General features: G+C 66.2%; 14 protein-coding genes. 5 read left to right on the top strand and 9 right to left on the bottom strand.

Translation table 11 applies throughout. The annotated features are described in order from the left end of the window. Positions 1 to 42 precede the first annotated feature (42 nt). Positions 43 to 243, bottom strand: coding sequence for a hypothetical protein (locus tag QX124_RS09745; protein ID WP_006614616.1), 201 nt, complete (start codon positions 241 to 243; stop codon positions 43 to 45). A gap of 146 nt (positions 244 to 389) precedes the next feature. Beyond that, positions 390 to 2246: an ABC transporter ATP-binding protein/permease gene (locus QX124_RS09750; protein WP_315734450.1), complete on the bottom strand. Its 1857-nt coding sequence runs from the start codon at positions 2244 to 2246 to the stop codon at positions 390 to 392. Positions 2247 to 2469: 223 nt separating this feature from the next. Between QX124_RS09750 and rpmE the strand changes: the two genes are divergently transcribed. Next, positions 2470 to 2697, top strand: a complete 228-nt coding sequence (gene rpmE, locus QX124_RS09755) for a 50S ribosomal protein L31 (protein WP_015664357.1) — start codon at positions 2470 to 2472, stop codon at positions 2695 to 2697. Between the two features lie 156 nt (positions 2698 to 2853). On the opposite strand, the gene QX124_RS09760 is transcribed toward rpmE, so the two are convergent. Both QX124_RS09760 and QX124_RS09765 read right to left on the bottom strand, forming a co-directional pair. Continuing rightward, positions 2854 to 3366, bottom strand: coding sequence for a DUF1465 family protein (locus QX124_RS09760; protein WP_315713893.1), 513 nt, complete (start codon positions 3364 to 3366; stop codon positions 2854 to 2856). 614 nt (positions 3367 to 3980) lie between these two features. After that, positions 3981 to 4172: a DUF1192 domain-containing protein gene (locus tag QX124_RS09765; RefSeq protein WP_315713892.1), complete on the bottom strand. Its 192-nt coding sequence runs from the start codon at positions 4170 to 4172 to the stop codon at positions 3981 to 3983. Positions 4173 to 4259: 87 nt separating this feature from the next. On the opposite strand from QX124_RS09765, the gene QX124_RS09770 reads away from it, so the two are divergent. Further along, entirely contained in the window at positions 4260 to 5258 is a 999-nt protein-coding gene (locus QX124_RS09770) for an NAD(P)H-quinone oxidoreductase (RefSeq protein ID WP_315797034.1), read from the top strand. 169 nt (positions 5259 to 5427) lie between these two features. Beyond that, positions 5428 to 8307 carry an EAL domain-containing protein gene (locus QX124_RS09775; protein ID WP_315734456.1) on the top strand — a complete coding sequence of 960 codons (2880 nt, stop codon included), beginning with the start codon at positions 5428 to 5430 and terminating at the stop codon, positions 8305 to 8307. A gap of 164 nt (positions 8308 to 8471) precedes the next feature. Here the strand turns inward: QX124_RS09775 and QX124_RS09780 are convergent, their stop codons facing one another. Then, complete coding sequence (locus QX124_RS09780) at positions 8472 to 8951, bottom strand: MarR family winged helix-turn-helix transcriptional regulator (protein ID WP_315797035.1); 480 nt, start codon at positions 8949 to 8951, stop codon at positions 8472 to 8474. Between the two features lie 300 nt (positions 8952 to 9251). Here QX124_RS09780 and QX124_RS09785 point away from each other — a divergent pair, with 300 nt between their 5' ends. Further along, entirely contained in the window at positions 9252 to 11108 is a 1857-nt protein-coding gene (locus tag QX124_RS09785) for a feruloyl-CoA synthase (protein ID WP_315797036.1), read from the top strand. Between the two features lie 258 nt (positions 11109 to 11366). Next, positions 11367 to 11717, top strand: a complete 351-nt coding sequence (locus QX124_RS09790; RefSeq protein WP_315797037.1) for a PilZ domain-containing protein — start codon at positions 11367 to 11369, stop codon at positions 11715 to 11717. Positions 11718 to 11733: 16 nt separating this feature from the next. Here QX124_RS09790 and QX124_RS09795 read toward each other — a convergent pair whose 3' ends face one another. From QX124_RS09795 to QX124_RS09810, 4 genes are read right to left on the bottom strand one after another with little or no spacing between them, the layout of a single operon-like run. Then, complete coding sequence (locus tag QX124_RS09795; RefSeq protein WP_315753319.1) at positions 11734 to 12732, bottom strand: dipeptide ABC transporter ATP-binding protein; 999 nt, start codon at positions 12730 to 12732, stop codon at positions 11734 to 11736. Then, positions 12732 to 13730, bottom strand: coding sequence for an ABC transporter ATP-binding protein (locus tag QX124_RS09800; protein ID WP_315797038.1), 999 nt, complete (start codon positions 13728 to 13730; stop codon positions 12732 to 12734). The genes QX124_RS09795 and QX124_RS09800 overlap by 1 nt, the downstream gene beginning before the upstream one ends. Beyond that, a complete protein-coding gene (locus QX124_RS09805; protein ID WP_315734470.1) occupies positions 13730 to 14671 on the bottom strand; it encodes an ABC transporter permease in 942 nt (313 codons plus the stop codon). The genes QX124_RS09800 and QX124_RS09805 overlap by 1 nt, the downstream gene beginning before the upstream one ends. Continuing rightward, positions 14637 to 15596, bottom strand: a complete 960-nt coding sequence (locus tag QX124_RS09810) for an ABC transporter permease (protein WP_315783606.1) — start codon at positions 15594 to 15596, stop codon at positions 14637 to 14639. Before QX124_RS09810 ends, QX124_RS09805 begins: the two co-directional genes overlap by 35 nt. Between the last annotated feature and the right edge of the window lie 28 nt (positions 15597 to 15624).

Raw genomic sequence — 15624 nt, forward strand, 5'->3', positions numbered from 1 at the left:
CTGCGTTCGCAGGGGCGACACCGAGGGTGCAGCGATCAGCAACTACACGCCGCGAAACAGCACGCCGATCGTCAACACCACGAACGCAATCGCCAGCGCATCGAAGGCGTGCGCGGCCGACAGCAGCGGCACCGAAGCGTGCATGTAGTGCGCGAGCATCGCGACGAGGGCGAGCACCAGCGCGATTGCGAAGATCACGAACGAGGGCGGCGTGAGGGCAAAACTGCCACGACGATAAGGCATGTCCGTTGCTCCTGTTAGGACCAGGCACGCCTGCTACGAGCGGCGCGCCATCTGTTCCGGCAGGGAACGTACAAGGCGGGAGAAAGGTTGCAGGGTCGGGAACGAGAATTCGAGGGTGTTGCCGGCCGTCCACGGTGTTGCAGGAACTACACGCCCTCGAACTGCAGCCGGGCCAGCCGCGCATAGAGACCGTTGGCCGCAACCAGCGACGTGTGGGTGCCCTGCTCGACGATGCGGCCGCGGTCCATGACCAGGATGCGGTCGCAGGACAGCACCGTGGCGAGTCGATGCGCGATCACCAGGGTGGTGCGGTCCTTCATCAGCCCCTCGAGCGCAGTCTGTACCAGCGTCTCGCTCTCGGCGTCGAGCGCCGAGGTCGCCTCGTCGAGCAGCAGCAGCGGCGCATCGCGCAGGATGGCGCGCGCGATGGCGATGCGCTGGCGCTGGCCGCCCGAGAGCGTGACGCCGCGCTCGCCGAGCGAGGTGTCGAAGCCGTTCGGCAAGCGGCGGATGAATTCGCTGGCATGAGCGAGATCGGCGGCGCGCTCGACCTCGGCGTCGGTCGCCTCGGGCCGGCCGAAGCGGATGTTCTCACGCGCACTGGCGGCGAACACCACGGATTCCTGCGGCACCAGCGCGATGCGCTCGCGCATCTTGCGCGGGTCGGCCGCGCGCACCGGCACACCGTCGAACGAGATCGAGCCGGAGGCGGGATCGTAGAAGCGCAGAAGCAGATGGAACAGCGTGCTCTTGCCGGCGCCGGAGGGGCCGACGATTGCGACCTTCTCACCGGCGCGAATGGAGAACGACACGTCCTCGAGAACGCGGACGTCTGGGCGACCCGGATAGGCGAAGCTGACCCGCTCGAAGCCGAGGTCGCCACGCGCCGGCTCCGGCATCGGGCGCGGTTGCGCGGGCGCCGTGATTTCCGGCTGCACGTGCAACAGCTCGAACAGCCGCTCGGCCGCGCCGGACGCCGCCGACACTTCGCCCCAGACCTCCGAGAGCTGGCCGAGCCCGGCGGCCGCGAAGGCCGCGTAGAGCACGAACTGACCGAGCCGTCCGGCGCTGATCGCACCGGTCAGCACGTCGTGCGAGCCGACCCAGAGGATCGCGACGACGCTGGAGAACACGATGAAGATGATGATCGCGGTGAGCACGCCGCGCGCCTGGGTCGAGACCCGCGCCGCCTCATAGGCCTGCTCGACCTCTCCGCCGAAGCGCGCCGCCGCGAGCCTCTCGCTGGTATAGGCCTGCACCGTCCTGATCGAACCGATCAGCTCGGACGCATAGGCCGAGGCGTCGGCGAGCGTGTCCTGGGCGTTGCGCGACAGCCGCCGGACCCAGCGCCCGAACGCCACCAGCGGCAGCACGATCAGCGGGATCGCCAGCAGCACGAAGCCGGACAGCTTCGGGCTCGTGATCACCATCATTGCGGTGGCCCCGATGAACAGCAGCAGATTGCGCAGCGCGATGGACACGGAGGCGCCCGCCGCCGATTTGATCTGGGTGGTGTCGGCGGTGAGCCGCGACACCAGCTCGCCGGAGCGCGCGGAATCGAAGAACGACGGCGACAGCGACATCAGATGCGCGAACACGTCGCGCCGGAGATCGGCGACGATGCGCTCGCCGATCGTCATGACGAGGTAGTAGCGGGCCGCGCTTGCCAGCGCGAGCACCGCCACCACGGCGATCATGACGCTGAAATAGCTGTTGATCAGTTCGATGCCTTTCGGCGTGAAGCCGAAATCGATCATGCGGCGGACCGCGATCGGGACCAGCAGCGTGGTCAGCGCCGCGACCGTGAGCGCGATCAGCGCCAGGAGGGCACGGCCGCGATAGCGCAGGACATAGGGAGACAGCGCCAGCAGCGGGCGCAGCTTCGAGCGCCGCACAGGGCTTGCCGGCTCGGCCAATGCCTCGACGGCCGCAACGGCATCTCCGACCGGATCCTGCCCTGGGGCAGCGCCCTGCCGCTCGTCAAGCCGTTCCACTACGCTCATGGGCCACCTGAGAATTGTTCCAAATACCGATCTGCCGTCCTGATAGGCCTGCCGGGCCGGGCTTGGCAAATCCGGAAACGTACCAAGGTGTTCATCCGCGACCTTGGCTTGTTTTGGGCAGAACCTTGGGCTATAGAGCCCGGCAATTGTCCCCCTTCAGTGACGACAGGATCAGGCGCGGCCGCGCCGCATCATGTCTTCGCATCGTGCCGTAGGATCAGCCATGAAAGCCGACATTCACCCGAATTATCATACGATTACGGTCGTGATGACCGATGGCACCGAGTACCAGACCCGCTCGACCTGGGGCAAAGAGGGCGACAAGCTCAACCTCGACATCGACCCCAAGTCGCACCCGGCCTGGACCGGCGGCACCCAGCAGCTGATGGATCGCGGCGGCCGCGTCTCCCGCTTCCAGAAGAAGTTCCAGGGCTTCCTCAAGAAGGATTGATGCCTTCTTGCCCCGGTACCGGCCTTCCTGGCCTGCGCCTGATGGACAGCTCACAGCAAAACGCCCCCGGAGACGGGGGCGTTTTTGTTTCTGGGCTGGTCGCAACGAGACCTTCGGCTGGGGGAGCGGCCCGGCGGGGCCGCCCGATGCCGGGGCCTACTGCTCGAACGCGGCCTTCAGCCGGTTGAGATGCGGCACCAGCGGATTGCCGATCGCGCTCTGGTCCGGCGGCGGGGAATGAATGGTCGAGTCGAGCCGGCGGACCCGCACCTGCAGGCTCATCGAGCGGGAGATCAGGCTCTGCAGCTGCTGCGGCAGCTTCTCCAGCAGATCATCCGGCCCGGGATCTGCAGCGGTCAGCTTGACCTTGGTCTTCTCGCGGTTGGCCTGGCTCAGGGTCATCTCGCCCTCCTTCACCGCGCGGTGCAGGAGCAGCCAGGACGCCAGTTGCATCAGGCGGGTGGTGAGACGCATGCTCTCGGTCGCGTAGGTCAGGCTGACGGCGCGGTCGAGCGCCTTGGCCTCGTTGCGGCCGTCGCCATCGAGATAGGCGGCGGTCTCCTCGACCAGATCCATGCCTTCCCGGAACAGCGCGCCGAATGCAGCAGAATTGGTGAGCCGCTCGTTGAACTGAACCAGAGCGCCATCGCCCAGCAAACGGTCCGACATGGTTAACGCCTCTTAAACGCGACTGTTTACGCAACCCGGCAACGACGCCGGTATGATGAACAAATCATTGCGCGGCCGGTTTCGAGAGTCCAGCAGCAACGCCTTTTATGGTTTCCACGGCGTGGGCCATGCCGTGCCCTCGTACCATTTGCGACTGCAACACGGCCGATCGCGGCCGAGTCGCACGATCAGCTCAACTAGCAACCATGATCACGGCAATAGTTTGCAGTCGTCGAACGAGGGTCGTCACGCCTGCCGCGGCGCACAGGATTTTCGCGCGCGACCTGCTGGCGACCGAAGACCGGCACGGGCGCAATGAGCAGACACGACGTTCGTTCCACGATCGCCGCCTGCGCATGGGGGAGCGCGCCAAGAACGACCGCCCGGTTCGCCCGGCTCGGCGCGGGCGCAAAAAAAAGAGCCGCCGTTTCCGGCGGCTTTGAAGTTGATAACAGGGAGGCGTCAAACAGAGTGGACAGGAGCCACTCGGTGTCCAAACGAGGACGGTTTCGGTTGTAAACGCGAAAGCTTAATCAACCGTAAATGGCGAAAATTTTTCAATCTTCGTTAGCCATGTCGGCCACTGGCCGACCGTGTTTCTACGGCCGCGAGGTTCACGACTTGAAGATGCTCGCGGCGGCATCACGCGAGGCGCGCTTTTTCGCCACCGCCTGCTCGATGCGCTCGATCTCGGCACGGAGCAGCGCCACCCGGCTGGTCAGCTCCTCGACCGACAGCATCGACAGATCCTGCCCGATCTCGTGCGAAACGGCCTTGCGCGGCCGATCGTCGTCCTCGTTCGCCATCTCACCCTCCTCCCGGTTGCCAGCCATGCCCCGGCTGGCTTAAGCACGCGGCAGCACCCGCTTTCAGCCCTCGCCGAAGGATTTCTCATGGAACAGCTGCCCACGCAAATGACCGTGGTCGCCATCAGCCAGCCGGGCGGACCCGAGGTGCTCAAGCCGGAAACCCGGCCCGTGCCCAAGCCCGGCCCCGGCGAGATCCTGATCAAGGTGAAGGCCGCCGGCGTTAACCGTCCCGACGTCGCCCAGCGCTCCGGGAGCTATCCGCCGCCGCCCGGCGCCAGCGACCTGCCGGGGCTGGAAGTGGCCGGGGAGGTCGTGGCCCTTGGCGAGGGCGCCGTCCGGCACAAGCTCGGCGACACCGTGATGTCCCTGGTCGCCGGCGGCGGCTATGCGCAATATTGCATCGCACAAGATGCGCAGGCGATGGCGGTCCCCTCCGCGCTCTCAATTCTGGAAGCCGGCGCTCTGCCCGAAACCCTGATGACGGTCTGGCACAACGTGTTCGAGCGCGGCGGCCTCAAGCAGGGCGAGACCCTGCTGGTGCATGGCGGCTCTTCCGGCATCGGCACCATGGCGATTCAGCTCGGCAAGGCGTTCGGCGCCAAGGTGCTGGTCACCGTCGGCTCGCAAGACAAGGCCGACGCCTGCGTGAAGCTCGGCGCCGACCGCGCCATCAACTACAAGACCGAGGATTTCGTCGCCGTGGTCAAGGAGGCGACCGGCGGCAAGGGCGCCAACGTCATTCTCGACATGGTCGGCGGCGACTATATCGAGCGCAACTACGACGCCGCGGCGACCGATGGCCGCATCGTCCAGATCGCCTTCCTGGGTAGCCCGAAGGCGACCGTCAATTTCGTCAAGCTGATGGTCAAGCGCCTGACCCATACCGGATCCACGCTGCGCCCGCGCAGCAACGCCGATAAGGCGGCGATGGTGGCGGCGATCGATGCCAAAGTGATGCCGTTCCTGCGCGAGGGCCGCATCAAGCCGCTGATGGACTCGACCTTTCCCCTCGTCGACGCAGCGAACGCGCATGCACGCATGGAGACGAGCCAACATATTGGCAAAATTGTGTTGGAAATCTAGGTGCAGTCTAAACAGAGCGTGTTTGGAAACTCTTTGATTTTCCTCGCTTTCGTGCCAATGATCGCGCACATCTGAACCGTGCCTGGAACGGCTCCAATTAGCCCGGCGACGACCTCTTTCGATTTGGCTTGTTTCGCTTTGGATTGGTGTCGAACGCGGAGATTTGACATTGCGTCTGATCAGGTGCCTCGCGTCGTTGGCGGCGCTGGGCCTCGTGATGTGTGGTGCCGCTGCCCCCGCTCAGGCCGTTGACGCCGTCAGCGTTCGCAGCGACGCGCCTGCGATCGACCTCACGGGCATCCTCGATCATCAGCGCAGCGAGAACGACCGCATCCAGGTCTCGACCGCGCCCGGCACCGACGGCATCGTCCGCCGCATCGAGGTGCGGGCCCGCGAGGGCGGCCAGAACTGGATCGTGTTCGCGCTGGCCAACAACACCGACGACCAGCTCGACCGCCTGATCGTCGCGCCGCACTACCGCGTGGTCGGCTCCGGCGTGCTCTGGCCCGATCTCGGCCTGTCGCGCATCGCCACCATCACGCCCTCGGTCGGCGACCTGCCGGAGCGGCAGGAGAGCCCGACCGCCGACGTCTTCCGCGTCACCCTCGATCCGGGCTCGGTCGTCACCTTCGTGGCCGAGCTGCGCACCGACAAGCTGCCGCAGCTCTATCTGTGGGAGCCCGAGGCCTACAAGGACAAGGTCAACTCGTTCACGCTGTACCAGGGCATCGTGATCGGCATCTCCGGGCTTCTCGCGCTCGTGCTCACGATCCTGTTCGTGGTCAAGGGCAGCATCATGTTCCCGGCGGCCGCGGCGCTGGCCTGGGCGGTGCTGGTCTATATCGGCGTCGATTTCGGCTTCTGGGGCAAGGTCCTGGACATGTCGAACAATGCCGAGCGCGTCTGGCGCGCCGCGGGCGAGGCGATCCTGGCGGCGACCCTGCTGGTGTTCCTGTTCGCCTATCTCAATCTGTCGCGCTGGCACGTCCGCTACTCGCACATCACGCTGGGCTGGCTGTTCTTCCTGGGCTCGCTGGTCGCGGTGGCGCTGTTCGATCCGGCGGTCGCCTCGGGCATCGCACGGATGTCGCTGCTGCTGATCGCGGTCCTTGGCTTCGCACTGATCGTCTATCTCTCCAGCCACGGCTTCGACCGCGCGGTGCTGCTGATCCCGACCTGGTTCCTGCTCACGGTGTGGGTCGCCGCCGCCGGCATGACGGTCGCGGGCCAGGTCACCAACGACATCGTCGGCCCGGCCCTGCTCGGCGGCCTCGTGCTGATCGTGATGCTGATCGGCTTCACGGTGATGCAGCACGCCTTCGCCGGCGGCGGCGCCACCACCGGCATCGTCTCCGACGTCGAGCGCCGCGCGCTGGCGCTGGCCGGCTCCGGCGACCTGATCTGGGACTGGGACGTCTCCGCCGACAAGGTGTTCACCAGCCCGGAGACCGAAAGCCTGCTCGGCCTCAAGCGTGGCACGCTCGAGGGCCCGGCCGCGAAATGGCTCGAGGTGCTGCATCCGCTCGATCAGGACCGCTTCCGCGCCGCGCTCGACAGTGTCCTCGACCAGCGCCGCGGCCGCCTGGTGCAGGACTTCCGGCTGCGCACGCCCGACGGCCATTTCATGTGGTTCGCGCTCAAGGCGCGCCCCGTGGTCGGCTCGGACGGCGAGGTCTCGCGCGTGGTCGGCACGCTCACCGACGTGACCGAGTTCAAGAATGCCGAGGAGCGCCTGCTCCACGATTCCGTGCACGACAATCTGACCGGCCTGCCCAACCGCAAGCTGTTCATCGACCGTCTCGCCGCCGTCGCCAATTTCGCCAAGTCGATGCCGGCGATGCGGCCGACCCTAATGGTGATCGATCTCGACCGCTTCAAGCAGGTCAACGATTCCGTCGGCATCGCGGTCGGCGATTCCATCCTGCTGACCCTGGCGCGGCGGCTGTCGCGCATCCTCAAACCCCAGGACACGCTGGCGCGGCTGGCCGGCGATCAGTTCGGCCTGATCCTGCTGTCCGAGCAAGACCCCGCCCGCATCACCGCGTTTGCCGAGACCATCCGCAAGACCATCCGCGCGCCGATCGCCTTCAACGAGCGCGAGATCTTCCTGACCGCCTCGATCGGCCTTGCTCTGTCCGACCCGCAGACGCAGCTGTCGGAGGACATCATCAAGGATGCGGAGCTTGCGATGTATCACTCCAAGCGCATCGGCGGCGACCGCATCGACGTCTACAAGCCGGCGATGCGGGCGCGCAAGAACGACCGCCTGACCTTGGAGAGCGAGCTGCGCCGCTCGATCGAGCGCCAGGAGATCACGATCCTGTACCAGCCGATCGTGCGGCTGGAGGATCGCTCGATCGCCGGCTTCGAGGCCTTGGCGCGCTGGGATCATCCGAAGCTCGGGCGGATGTCACCGATCGAGTTCATCACCATCGCCGAGGAGATCGGCCTGATCGTCGATCTCGGCACCTTCGTACTCGACCAGACCGCGCGCCAGCTCTCGGTGTGGCAGCGCGCGACGCGGCTGCGCGAGCCGATCTTCGCCAGCGTCAACGTCTCCTCGCGCCAGCTCCTGCGCCACGACCTGATCCACGACATCCGCTCGGTGCTGGCCCGCTCCTCGGTCGCGCGCGGCTCGCTCAAGATCGAGCTGACGGAATCGCTGGTGATGGAGAACCCGGAGCACGCCGCGCAGATGCTGACGCGCATCCGCGAGCTCGGCGTCGGCCTGTCGATCGACGATTTCGGCACCGGCCATTCCTCGCTCGCCTATCTGCAGCGCTTCCCGTTCGACACCTTGAAGATCGACCAGTCGTTCGTGCGCACCACCGCGCGCGGCACGCGGCCGGTGATCCTCAAATCGATCATCGCGCTGGCGCACGACCTCGGCATGGACGTGGTGGCGGAAGGCGCGGAGACCGACTCCGATGCCGTCGAGCTCTATCAGCTCGGCTGCGAATACGCCCAGGGCTACGCCTTCGGCGAGCCGATGGACGCCGACGCCGCGATGCGGCTTCTCACGGAAGAGCGGCTGGAAGCGGCGAGCTGAGGACTGCAATGCATCCAGGATGGCAACAGCCTCAGGATGCATCTTTCATTTTGCTTCGTTTGAGGTAGAGTTACCGCGGTACCGCGTAAAGGGTGCCGTGTGAGTGATGACCAATGCGTGCTTGCGGGGCAGAAGGCTCGCGACATGGCCCGTTCGCGACGAGCCTAGTCCGTCTCGAACTGCGACAGCGCCGTGAGCGCGCGGCGATAATTGTCGCCCCCGAGCCGGCGTGCCACCCGCTTCTCGTGCGCGGCGACCAGTGCATTGGCCTTCTTGAGAATCAGGCGACCACGCGGCGTCAGGCCGAGCGCATGGGCCCTTCGGTCGTGCTCGGAGCGTTCGCGCACGATCAGCCCGGCCTGCTGCAGGTCGTCGAGCAGCGCGACCATGCGCGCGCGCTCGATGCCCAGCGCGCCCGCGATCGCGATCTGCGCGGCGCCGGGATTGGCCGCGATCGTCTCCAGGATCGAATAGAGGATGACGTCGAGGTCGACGGCCGCGAGCGCGGCGTTGACGTCGCGGAAGATCCAGTGCTGCAGGCGGCGGACGAAATAGCCGAGATGGCTCTCGAGCTCACCGAGACCGATCCCGGAAACCTGGCTGGCTGCGTCTCGCTGCGCTCCGGCGCTCGCACTCTTGGGCATACTGGCTCGCTGACATGAAGCATCCCTGCCTAGACCGATGCCGTCGCAAGGGCAAGCCGCCGCAATTGGTCACATCCACAATAATTGCAAAGTACAACCATTCTGTTAGTCTCGCGGTCAACGACCACAACATGGGAGGGAGACGCATGCCGTCATTCATGGCGACGGCTGCCTGCATTGCGACCGCAATGCGGCGGCACATTGCACCCGATCGCAGCGCCTGTTGCGCAGCATTCTCCTTCCCCACTCCCTCCCGCATTGCATCGTCCGCAATCACGGCCCGCAGCGCGGAGACGCGCCATGGTTGATGCAGAACGCCGGCCATCCGGGCCTGCGATGTTCGCCGAGCCGTCGATCGAGGCCGTCAGGCGTGACGACGGCGCGATCATCCTGCGCTCGCGCATGCCGTTGCAGCCGGCCGCGCGCTGCACCGGCGAATGGCTGGAGCATTGGGGCCACCATTTCCCGGATCGCACGTTCCTGGCCGAACGCCGTGGCGACAACTGGACCTGGCTGACCTACGGCGAAACATTGATGCAGGTCCGCGCCGCCGCGGCCTGGATGCTCGCGCAGGGCCTTGGTCCGGAGCGTCCGCTCGCGATCCTCTCCGACAACAGCATCGCCCATGCCGTGCTGGCGCTCGCAGCGCAGCATATCGGCATCCCCGTCTGCGCGATCTCGCCGGCCTATTCGCTGATGTCGACGGATCACGAGAAGCTGCGCGCGATGATCCGTCTGCTCGATCCGGGCGCCATCTTCGTCGCGCAGCGCGAGCCGTTCGCGCGCGCGCTCGCGGCTGTCGACGGCCTGCATCGGGCAACGATCATTGCCGGCGACGGCGATGGAACGAGCGCGGTGCCGCTGCAGACCCTGCTCGCGACGAAGCCCGGCGCCGAGGTCGACCGCTCCTTCGCCGCGGTCACGCCGGACACGGTGGCCAAGCTGCTGTTCACCTCCGGCTCGACCGGGCAGCCGAAAGCGGTGATCAACACGCACCGGATGCTGACCATGAGCCAGCAGGCCAAGGCGCAGCTCTGGACCTTCCTGCGCGAGGTCGAGGGCGGCCCCGTCATCGTCGACTGGCTGCCATGGAGTCACACCTTCGGCGCCAACCACAATTTCAACCTGGTGCTGAACCACGGCGGGTCGATCTACATCGACGGCGGCAAGCCGGCGCCCGGCCTGTTCGAGACCTCGCTCGCCAATTTGCGCAGCCTGGTGCCGACGATCTATTTCAACGTGCCGCGCGGCTTCGACATGCTGGTCGCGGCACTCAGGGCCGATGACGATCTACGCCGCAGATTTTTCTCCGGCGTCAGGTGCATCCTCTATGCGGCCGCCGCCCTGCCGCAAAATCTGTGGGATGCGCTCAACGAGATGAGCCGGGCCACGATCGGCCGTCCTGCACCGCTGGTGTCGGCGTGGGGCGCCACCGAGACATCGCCGCTCGCGACCGACTGCCACTTCTTCGCCGAGCGCGCCGGCAACATCGGCGTGCCGATCCCCGGCACCGAGCTCAAGCTGGTGCCGACCGGCGAGAAGCTCGAGGTCCGCGTGCGCGGGCCGAACGTGATGCCGGGCTATTGGAAGGCGCCCGAGCTCACGGCCGCGGCTTTCGACGAGGAGGGCTTCTACAAGATCGGCGACGCCGTGAAGCTCGCAGATCCCGAGCATCCGGAGCGCGGCCTGTTCTTCGACGGCCGCATCACCGAGGATTTCAAGCTCAGCTCCGGGACATGGGTGAACGTCGGCGCGCTGCGCATTGCCGGCATCGCGGCGCTGGCGCCGTTGGCGCAGGATATCGTGATCGCCGGCCACGGCACCGACGAGGTGCACTTTCTCATCGTGCCCAACATCGCAGCGTGCCGCGGCGCCGCTGGGCTGACCGAGACGGCCGCGGCCAGCGACGTTCTGGCGCATCCATCGGTGCGCACTGCCATCGCGCGAGGATTGGCCAAGCTTCGCACTGAGGCGATCGGCTCGTCGCGCTATGCGACCCGTGCGCTATTGATGGCCGAGCCGCCCTTGCTCGATGCCGGCGAGATCACTGACAAGGGCTATGTCAACCAGCGCGCGGTGCTCACCCGCCGCGCCGATCTGGTCGCACGACTGAAGGATGAAACTGCGCCCGAGCTGATCAGGCCTGACATGTCCTGATCCAGAACTACGCAACTACTCAACACTCACAAAATGGCGTCCGTACAACTGCGGAAACGCCCCCGCGCGTACGGCAACTAGTTGCCATCCGCACTTAACCGGGCATCAACTGCGAATCCTTAAAATGGCTCGCATCTAGATTCCTCACATGTCCGGACCGCCCCATGGCTCAGCCGCGTTGAGGTCTCTCGCGAGGCCAGCGAGGCCGGCCGGCGCTCGACCGATATCCGCGACGGCTCGACTGTTGTCGCCGACAAGGTGCAGCGACTGCGCACCGAACTGGTGCGGGTGATCCGGACCTCGACTGCCGACGTCGATCGCCGGCTGTCGACGCGGCTCAACATCAACCGCCAGGGCACGCTGCAGGTGAATGGCGAAGCGATCCCTGTCACCGTGCGCAACCTCTCGCTCGGCGGCGCCCTGCTCGAAGCCGTTCCGGTTCGTCTGACGATCAACACGTCGGTGACGCTTGCCATCACCGGCATGGTGTCCGATCTGCCGGGGACCGTGACCCGCGTCGGCGACCGCACCGTGTTGGTCCAGTTCGCACTGAACCCAGAGCAATCGGTGCGGCTGACGGCGCTGGTCTCGAACCGTCAGGCGGCGTAACGCGCCGCCCCCTGCCTCAACGGAAATGGCAGGCGACGAGATGCCCCTCGGCGCTTGCCTTCAATGGCGGCACTTCCTTGCTGCAGACGTCCTTGGCGATCGGGCAGCGGGTGTGAAAGTGACAGCCCGATGGTGGATTGATCGGGCTCGGCACCTCGCCCTTGAGCCGCACGCGCTTGCGCTTGACGCTCGGATCCGGGATCGGCACCGCCGACAGCAGCGCCTCGGTGTAGGGATGCTTCGGCGTCGAATAGAGCTGGCGTGACGGCGCGGTCTCGACAATGCGGCCAAGATACATCACCGCGACGCGGCGACTGATGTGCTCGACGACCGAGAGGTCGTGGGCGACGAACAGATAGGCGATGCCGAACTTCTGCTGCAGATCCTCGAGCAGGTTGATGACCTGGGCCTGGATCGACACGTCGAGCGCCGATACCGGCTCGTCGCAGATGATCAGCTTGGGCTCGACCGCGATGGCCCGCGCAATGCCGATGCGCTGGCGCTGGCCGCCGGAGAACTCATGCGGATAGCGCGTCATGTGGTCGGCCTGCAGGCCGACGGTCTCCAGGAGATGAACGATGCGCGCCTCATATTGCTGGCGTGAGGTCGCCAGCCCATGGATCGTCAGCGCCTCGCCGATGATGGCGCCGATGGTCATGCGCGGATTGAGCGAGGCGTAGGGATCCTGGAAGATGATCTGGATGTCGCGGCGCAACGCGCGCAGCCTGTCGCCGGACAGCGCGATGACGTCCTTGCCCTCGAAGCTCAGCTCGCCCGAGCTCGGCTCGATCAGCCTGAGCACGCAGCGCCCGGTGGTCGACTTGCCGCAGCCGGACTCGCCGACGAGGCCGAAGGTCTCGCTCGGCTCGATGTGGAAGTTGACGCCGTCGACCGCGCGCACGCTGCCGATCTGGCGCTTCAATAGTCCACCGCGGATCGGAAACGCCTTGGTCAGGTTGCGCACGCTGAGCAGCGGCGCGGGGGCGGCGGGCGTGGCAATCGCAGCTTCGGTCATCACAGCAATGTCTCTTCGGCGCGGATGCACGCCACCTTGTGGCCGGGCTCGATCTCGCGCAGCTCCGGCTGCGCGCGCTTGCAATCGGGAATGGCGAAGCGGCAGCGGGAAGCGAAGCGGCAGCCCTCCGGCGGATTGACCAGCTTCGGCACGCTGCCGGGGATGCTCTCCAGCCGGCTCTTCCTGACCGCCGCGAGATCGATACGCGGGATCGAGCGGATCAGGCCCTGGGTATAGGGATGGCGCGGATCGGCGAACAGGCGATCGACCGGCGCCTCCTCCGCTACCCGGCCGGCATACATCACCACGACCCGCTGGGCGACCTCGGCCACCACGCCCATCGCGTGGGTGATCAGCATGATCGACATGCCGAGCCGCTCCTTCATATCGAGCAGCAGATCGAGGATCTGCGCCTGGATCGTGACGTCGAGGGCGGTCGTCGGCTCGTCGGCGATCAGGAGCTTGGGATTGCACGACAGCGCCATCGCAATCATCACGCGCTGGCGCATGCCGCCAGAGAAATGATGCGGATAGTCGTTCACGCGGGCTTTCGGATTGGGGATCTGCACCAGCGCCAGCATCTCGGCCGCCCGATCCATCGCCGCCTTCTTCGACAAGCCCTGATGCAGCCGGATCACCTCGGCGATCTGGTCGCCGACGGTGTAGACCGGGTTGAGCGAGGTCATCGGCTCCTGGAACACGATCGCGATCTCGCTGGCGCGGATCTTGTTCATCTCGGACGAGCCGAGCGGCACCAGGTCACGGCCCCGCCACAGGATCTGGCCGCCAGCGATGCGACCGGGCGGCATCGCGATCAGCTTCAGCACCGACATGGCCGTCACGGTCTTGCCGGAGCCGGACTCGCCGACCACGCACAGGGTCTCGCCGCTGCCGATCGAGATGTCGACGCCGTCGACGGCCTGGACCTCGCCCTCGTCGCTGTTGAAATAGGTCTTCAGCCCCTTGATCTCGAGGAGCGGAGCTACGCGGGCATCCATCACATCACCTTCCGCGGATCGAGCGCATCGCGCAGGCCATCGCCAATGAAGTTGATCGCGATCACGGTAAGGAAGATCGCGCCGCCGGCGAACAGCGCCCAATGCGGCGCGATGTCGAGATAGTCCTTGGCGTCGAACAGCAGCCGGCCCCAGGTCGGAATGTCCGGCGGGAAGCCAAGACCGAGGAACGACAGCGTCGATTCCGCGATGATCGCGGCCGCGACGTCGATGGTGCCGGCGACGATCACCGGCCCCAGCGCGTTCGGCAGGATGTGGCGGACGACGAGACGGGCGTTGGAGGCGCCGAGCGCGCGCGCCGCCTCGACGAATTCCTTCTCGCGCAGCGACAGGAACTGGGCGCGGACCAGACGCGCCACATGCATCCAGCGAAAGCCGCCGATCACGAGCACGATGAGCACGAAGACGCCGCCTTCCGGGCCGAGCCAGCCCTTCAGGAAATCGCGGAACAAATAGATGATCAGGAGCAGCAGCGGCAGTTGCGGCAGCGACAGAAACAGATCGGTCAGCCACATCAGCGCGGCATCCACCGGTCCCTTGGCCGAGCCGGCGATCGCACCGACGAGAATGCCGACGAACAGCGCCACGCCCATCGCGGCAAAGCCGACCGCGAGCGAGATGCGGCCGCCATAGATCATGCGCGCCAGCAGATCCTGGCCGAGATCGTCCGTGCCGAACGGATGCTCCCAGGACGGCGGCGCGAGGCGTGCCGTGAAGTCGATCTCGTTGATCGGAATCCGCCACAGCCACGGGCCGAGCAGGATCGAGAGCGCGAGCAGCAGCAGCACGACGATGCTGGCGGCCGCGAGGCGGTGACGGAGGAAGCGGCGGAGCGCGTCGCGGCCCGGCGAGAAACGCCGTTTGGGCGATGCGGCGACCGGCGCCGTCTCAACGGAAGGAGATGCGTGGGTCAAGCCAGCCATACAGAATGTCTGCGATGAGGTTGAAGAGGACGACGAGGCAGGCGAACACGAAGGTCACCGCCATGATGACGGGCGTGTCGTTGGCGAGGATCGCGCTGATCAGGAGCGAGCCAATGCCGGGAATGCGGAAGATCTGCTCGGTCACGATGGCGCCGCCGAACACGGTCGGCATCTGCAGCGCCACCAGCGTCACCACCGGGATCAGCGCATTGCGCACCACGTGCTTGACGATCACCTTGCTCTCGTCGAGACCCTTGGAACGCGCGGTCGTGACGTAGTCGAGCTTGATGACGTCGAGCACGGCGGAGCGGACATAGCGGGTGTAGGACGCCGCCTGATAGAGGCCGAGCACCGTGACCGGCATGATCGCCTGCTTGATGCTCTCCCACCACCATTGCCAGCCGGTAGCGCTGAGGTCGGCGCGATAGACGAACGGCAGCCAGCCGAGATTGACGCTGAAGATCAGGATCAGCAACAGGCCGGTGAAGAAGGTCGGCAGCGAGAAGCCGATGAAGGCGAAGGTGTTGGCGATCTGGTCGAAGATCGAATAGGGCCGCCGCGCCGCGAGCACGCCCACCGGCAGCGCCACCGCCAGCGCCAGGATCTGCGCGGTGCCGACCACGTAGAGCGTGGTCGGTATCCGCTGCAGGATCAGCGTGTCGACGTTGACGCGGCTGGCGAAGGAGAAGCCCCAATCGCCCTGGAACATGGCGACCAGCCAGTGGACATAGCGCAACAGCACGGGATCGTTCATCCCGAACTTGATGCGCAGCGCCTCGCGCACCTCGGGCGGCACGTTCGGGTTGCTCGCGAGCTCGCCGAATGGATCGCCCGGTGCCAGCGCGAGCAGCACGAACAGAATGAGACTGATGCCGAGCAGGCTCGGCACAGCGACGATGAGGCGCCTGAGAAGATAGTTTCCCATCGCTCCACCCCTACGATGTCTGGCTGGT

Source organism: Bradyrhizobium sp. SZCCHNRI3043 (genome assembly GCF_032377735.1).
Taxonomy (GTDB): Bacteria; Pseudomonadota; Alphaproteobacteria; order Rhizobiales; family Xanthobacteraceae; genus Bradyrhizobium.

Excerpts from the sequence above, each read along its gene's own strand:
- QX124_RS09745 (WP_006614616.1), bottom strand. The coding sequence starts at position 243 with ATGCCTTATCGTCGTGGCAGTTTTGCCCTCACGCCGCCCTCGTTCGTG.
- QX124_RS09750 (WP_315734450.1), bottom strand. The coding sequence starts at position 2,246 with ATGAGCGTAGTGGAACGGCTTGACGAGCGGCAGGGCGCTGCCCCAGGG.
- rpmE (WP_015664357.1), top strand. The coding sequence starts at position 2,470 with ATGAAAGCCGACATTCACCCGAATTATCATACGATTACGGTCGTGATG.
- QX124_RS09760 (WP_315713893.1), bottom strand. The coding sequence starts at position 3,366 with ATGTCGGACCGTTTGCTGGGCGATGGCGCTCTGGTTCAGTTCAACGAG.
- QX124_RS09765 (WP_315713892.1), bottom strand. The coding sequence starts at position 4,172 with ATGGCGAACGAGGACGACGATCGGCCGCGCAAGGCCGTTTCGCACGAG.
- QX124_RS09770 (WP_315797034.1), top strand. The coding sequence starts at position 4,260 with ATGGAACAGCTGCCCACGCAAATGACCGTGGTCGCCATCAGCCAGCCG.
- QX124_RS09780 (WP_315797035.1), bottom strand. The coding sequence starts at position 8,951 with ATGCCCAAGAGTGCGAGCGCCGGAGCGCAGCGAGACGCAGCCAGCCAG.
- QX124_RS09785 (WP_315797036.1), top strand. The coding sequence starts at position 9,252 with ATGGTTGATGCAGAACGCCGGCCATCCGGGCCTGCGATGTTCGCCGAG.
- QX124_RS09795 (WP_315753319.1), bottom strand. The coding sequence starts at position 12,732 with ATGACCGAAGCTGCGATTGCCACGCCCGCCGCCCCCGCGCCGCTGCTC.
- QX124_RS09800 (WP_315797038.1), bottom strand. The coding sequence starts at position 13,730 with ATGGATGCCCGCGTAGCTCCGCTCCTCGAGATCAAGGGGCTGAAGACC.
- QX124_RS09805 (WP_315734470.1), bottom strand. The coding sequence starts at position 14,671 with ATGGCTGGCTTGACCCACGCATCTCCTTCCGTTGAGACGGCGCCGGTC.
- QX124_RS09810 (WP_315783606.1), bottom strand. The coding sequence starts at position 15,596 with ATGGGAAACTATCTTCTCAGGCGCCTCATCGTCGCTGTGCCGAGCCTG.